This window comes from Phenylobacterium aquaticum, from assembly GCF_947378715.1.
GTDB classification, from domain to species: Bacteria; Pseudomonadota; Alphaproteobacteria; order Caulobacterales; family Caulobacteraceae; genus Phenylobacterium; species Phenylobacterium aquaticum_A.
Genome location: NZ_CANCLE010000243.1, coordinates 1 through 3,906, shown reverse-complemented (window position 1 = coordinate 3,906; position 3,906 = coordinate 1). Strand labels below are relative to the sequence as shown.

Annotated in this window: 6 protein-coding genes; all 6 read right to left on the bottom strand. The window is 68.7% G+C overall.

The annotated features are described in order from the left end of the window. A partial coding sequence (locus Q7P21_RS19810) for an FAD-dependent oxidoreductase (protein WP_304180029.1) occupies window positions 1-268 on the bottom strand: 268 nt, incomplete at its 3' end. Window positions 269-316: 48 nt separating this feature from the next. After that, window positions 317-778 carry a cupin domain-containing protein gene (locus tag Q7P21_RS19805; protein WP_304180027.1) on the bottom strand — a complete coding sequence of 154 codons (462 nt, stop codon included), beginning with the start codon at window positions 776-778 and terminating at the stop codon, window positions 317-319. Window positions 779-868: 90 nt separating this feature from the next. After that, window positions 869-2,035: a serine hydrolase gene (locus Q7P21_RS19800; protein ID WP_304180025.1), complete on the bottom strand. Its 1,167-nt coding sequence runs from the start codon at window positions 2,033-2,035 to the stop codon at window positions 869-871. Continuing rightward, window positions 2,035-2,466 carry a globin gene (locus Q7P21_RS19795; RefSeq protein ID WP_304170296.1) on the bottom strand — a complete coding sequence of 144 codons (432 nt, stop codon included), beginning with the start codon at window positions 2,464-2,466 and terminating at the stop codon, window positions 2,035-2,037. The genes Q7P21_RS19800 and Q7P21_RS19795 overlap by 1 nt, the downstream gene beginning before the upstream one ends. A 27-nt stretch (window positions 2,467-2,493) precedes the next feature. Continuing rightward, complete coding sequence (locus tag Q7P21_RS19790) at window positions 2,494-3,717, bottom strand: acyl-CoA dehydrogenase family protein (RefSeq protein ID WP_304180023.1); 1,224 nt, start codon at window positions 3,715-3,717, stop codon at window positions 2,494-2,496. A 13-nt stretch (window positions 3,718-3,730) separates the two neighbouring features. Next, complete coding sequence (locus tag Q7P21_RS19785) at window positions 3,731-3,898, bottom strand: putative quinol monooxygenase (protein ID WP_304180031.1); 168 nt, start codon at window positions 3,896-3,898, stop codon at window positions 3,731-3,733. Between the last annotated feature and the right edge of the window lie 8 nt (window positions 3,899-3,906).

Here is a 3,906-nt window from a genome sequence, read left to right as displayed (position 1 = left end):
CAAGCTGTTCGGCGCTGGCGATGTGCAGGCAGTCGCGCGGCGTCATGAACCCGTCCGCCAGATGCGGCCGGCTCGCCCGGGTCAGGGCCCGGATCACCTCATTGCCGTAGATCTCCGAGAACAGCGCCGCCGACCGCCCCGTGGTGTGGCGCCCCGGCGCGTCCTCGGCCTCCAGCACGATCACCCGCGCCGACCGGGCGGCCAGCTCGGCCGCGATCGAGGCGCCGGCCATGCCCGCGCCCACCACGATGACGTCGGTGTCCTGCATCCAACCTCTCCAGGCTCCCGACGCCATGCCGTGCGTCGGTCCGGCGGATCAAGCGGCCGAGATCGGCGAGCCGTCCTTTCGCACGAATCTGCCGTCGGCGTTTGCGCTCATCATGTCGACGTCCGAACAGGTGGTCAGGTCTTCGGGCGCGCGAGAGCCCACCTCCAGATAGACCGCCGTGGTCGCGCCGCGGTTGACCATGTGATGGCCGTCGCCGGAGCCCTTGGGAAAGGCGGCGCAATCCCCGGCCTTCAGCGGCGTCTCGCCGCCGTCCTCGACCAGCACCAGTTCGCCCTCCAGCAGATAGACGAACTCGTCCTCGTGGGAATGCCAGTGCCGCTGGCTTGACCAGCCGCCGGGCGGCAGGCGCATGAGGTTGACTCCGAAGTCCTTCAGTCCGCCCGCGTCACCCAGCCTCTGGCGGACGCGCGTCGCGCAAGGGCTGTCATAGGGCGGCGGATAGCCCGAGCCCCTGCGCTCGGGAACGGCGGACAGTTCGATCTTGGGCATGGCGGATCCAGGCGCGGCCAAGGAAGACGCCCATCCTGTGCGCAACCTGCGGCGGCGGCAACCGCAGGGGCTGGCGAAGGCCGCCGGGCCCTAGCTCGCCACGCCGTAGGAGTCGCGTTCCAACACCCGCAGCAGCGCCAGCACTTCCGGATCGGCGAAGGGCAGCAGCTGGGTCATCAGCACCCCGCCCTTTCCGCTGGCCGGATCGGCCCAGTAATAGGTGTTGGCCAGGCCAGCCCAGGCCAGGGAACCCGCCGCGCGGCCGCCGCCCGTCGCAGCCGGGGCCACGAAGGTCGCCAGGCCGTGGCCCGACCCCATGTGCGGATGCGGATCGAAGTCGTTGCTCATGTTCGGCAGGGCCGAGGTGAAGCCGCCGACCGGCTCAGGCCCGGTCTGGATCTCCGCCAGGCCCCGCACCGTCTCCGCCGACAGCACCTGCACGCCGCCGGACCGGCCCTCGTTCATCAGCATCCGCAGGAACCGGGCATAGTCGGGGACCGTGCTGTAGAGCCCACCCCCGCCGGACAGCACCTCGGGATTGGGCGGCAGGGCGAAGGGGATGGGGATCAAGCCGCCGTCCGGGCCCCGCACATGCACGCCCGCCTGACGGGCCGTCTGGTCCGCCGACAGGGCGAAGCCGGTGTCGGCCATGCCCAGGGGGCCGGTGACGTGCTGGGCCAGATAGGCGTCCAGCCGCTGGCCGCTGGCCGCCTCGATGGCCAGCCCCGCCCAGTCGATGCCGATGCCATAGATGAAGCCCTGGCCTGGATCGAAGGCCAGGGGCTGCAGCTGCGCCGCGCGCGTCCCGCTCGCCGCGTCAGGCGCGCCGGTCGCCGCCGCATAGGCCACGTGGGCCGGGCTGGTGAAGCCATAGGCGAAGCCGGACGTGTGGGTCAGCAGCTGGCGCAGGGTCACGGCGGTCCGCGCGGGCCGCAGCTTCGGCTGGCCCGAGGCGTCGACGCCGTCCAGCACCTGCAGTCCCCCAAGCTCCGGCAGCAGACCGACCAGGTCCCCGTCCAGGGAAAGCTTGCCCTGTTCGACCAGCTGCAGGGCCGCGACCGAGACCAGGGCCTTGGTCATCGACGCGATCCAGAACACCGTGCCGGCGTCCATGGCGGCCGGCGCCCCCACCGTGCGCAGCCCAAGGGCGTGCTGATAGACCGGGCCCTCGCGATCGGTGACCAGGGCCACGGCCCCGGCGATCCGACCCTGGCCCACGGCCTCGGCGAGCGCCTGCTCGAAACGGGAGAAGGACATCAGGCCACCTTGGCTGGGGCGGTGGTTTCCGCCTGGTCGGGATGGGTCACATAGAAGTCGAGCTCGGTCAGGGTCTTGGCCCAGGCCGCCTCCATGTCGGCGGTCCAGTCTGCGACCAGCAGCTCGCGCAGGGTGTCGCGGACCGTCCCGAAGAACACCCCGAACACCTGGGGCGGCACGTCATAGCCCTCGTGGGTGACGACCTCGCACTGGATCAGCGTCGCCGCATAGAGCCGCGCGCCGACGAAATCCAGGATCGCCAGGATCACCCGCGACAGCATCTCGCCCTTCACCTGGTGATTGGCGTCGCGCCAGAACAGCGGCTCCATCTCCGGGTTCTCGCGGAACAGCCGGGCATAGACCAGGGGCGTGAGGTCCTCACACCGCTCGGCCGCCAGCTCGAAGCTCAGCTCGACCAGTTCGGCCTGCATGGCGTTCTCCCGACCGAGGCCCCGGGGCTAGAGCCCCAGGACCATCTTGGCCATGATGTTGTGCTGGATCTCGTTCGACCCGGCATAGATCGAGGTCTTGCGGTAGTTGAAGTACATCGGCGCGACCGTGGCGGCATAGTCGGCCCCGGCGCGGGGCTGGTTGGTCCCGCCGCGGATCTCCGCCCAGGTGTCCTGGACGAAGGGCTGGGCGTAGACGCCCGCCGCCTCCAGGGCCAGTTCGGTGATCAACTGCTGGGCCTGGCTGCCCTCCAGCTTCAGCATCGACGACGCCGCGCCCATGGCCTGGCCGGCCGTGCGGGCGGCGAACATCCGCAGTTCTGTGGCGTTCAGGGTCTCGACCTTGATCTCGGTCTCGACCAGCTTCTTCCGGAAATCCGGATCGTCCATCATCCGGCGACCGCCGTCCGACGGCTCCAGGCTGGCGATCTTCTTGACCTTGCCCAGCATGTTGGTCAGGCCCGGCGCATAGGCGTTGCCGCGCTCGAACTGCAGCAGGTACTTGGCGTAGGTCCAGCCCTCGTCCTGCTTGCCGATGCGGTTGGAGACGTGCACCCGGACATTGTCGAAGAACACCTGGTTGATCTCCTGGTCGCCCTCCGGCGGGCCATCCAGGGTCGGCAGGGGCACGATCGAAATGCCCGGCGTCTTCATGTCCAGCAGCAGGAAACTGATGCCCTTCTGGCGGATCGGATCACTGGTGGTCCGCACCAGACAGAACATCCAGTCGGCCCACTGAGCATAAGTTGTCCATATTTTTGAACCGTTTAGGACGTAATACTCACCGTCAAGATCCGCTTTCAGCGACAGGGATGCGAGGTCCGATCCCGAGCCCGGTTCCGAATAGCCCTGGCACCACCACACGTCGGTCGAAAGAATCTTGGGCAGATGCTGGGCCTTCTGCTCCGGCGTGCCGAAGGCCATGACCACGGGGGCGCACATGCGCAGGCCCATGTTCGAGGTCTCCGGGGCGCCGGCCAGAGCCATCTCCATGTCGAAGATGTACTTCTTGGTGTGGCTCCAGCCCGTGCCGCCGTATTCCACCGGCCAGTCGGGCGCCATCCAGCCCTTGGCGTTCAGCTTCTTCAGCCAGCGGACCTGGGCGTCCTTGGTCAGGTGGTGGTTCTTCGACTGGGCCGACAGGGCCCGCATCTCGTCGTCGAAGGCGTCGGCGATGAACGCCCGGACCTCGTCACCGAAGGCGAGGTCCTCGGCCGTGAATTCGAGGTCCATGGCGCTATTCTCCTCAGACGCCGTCGAGCAGTTCGATTTCCGGACGGCCGCCCAGGCAGGGGCCCATCTTCGGACCCGCGGCCTTGAAGTACTCGGTCTGGCCGTGGGCGGTCAGGGCGTCCTGGTCGGTGTAGAGCTCGAGCACCTTATAGACCTGGCCGTCGGCGCGGCTCTTGGTCAGCTGGTAGG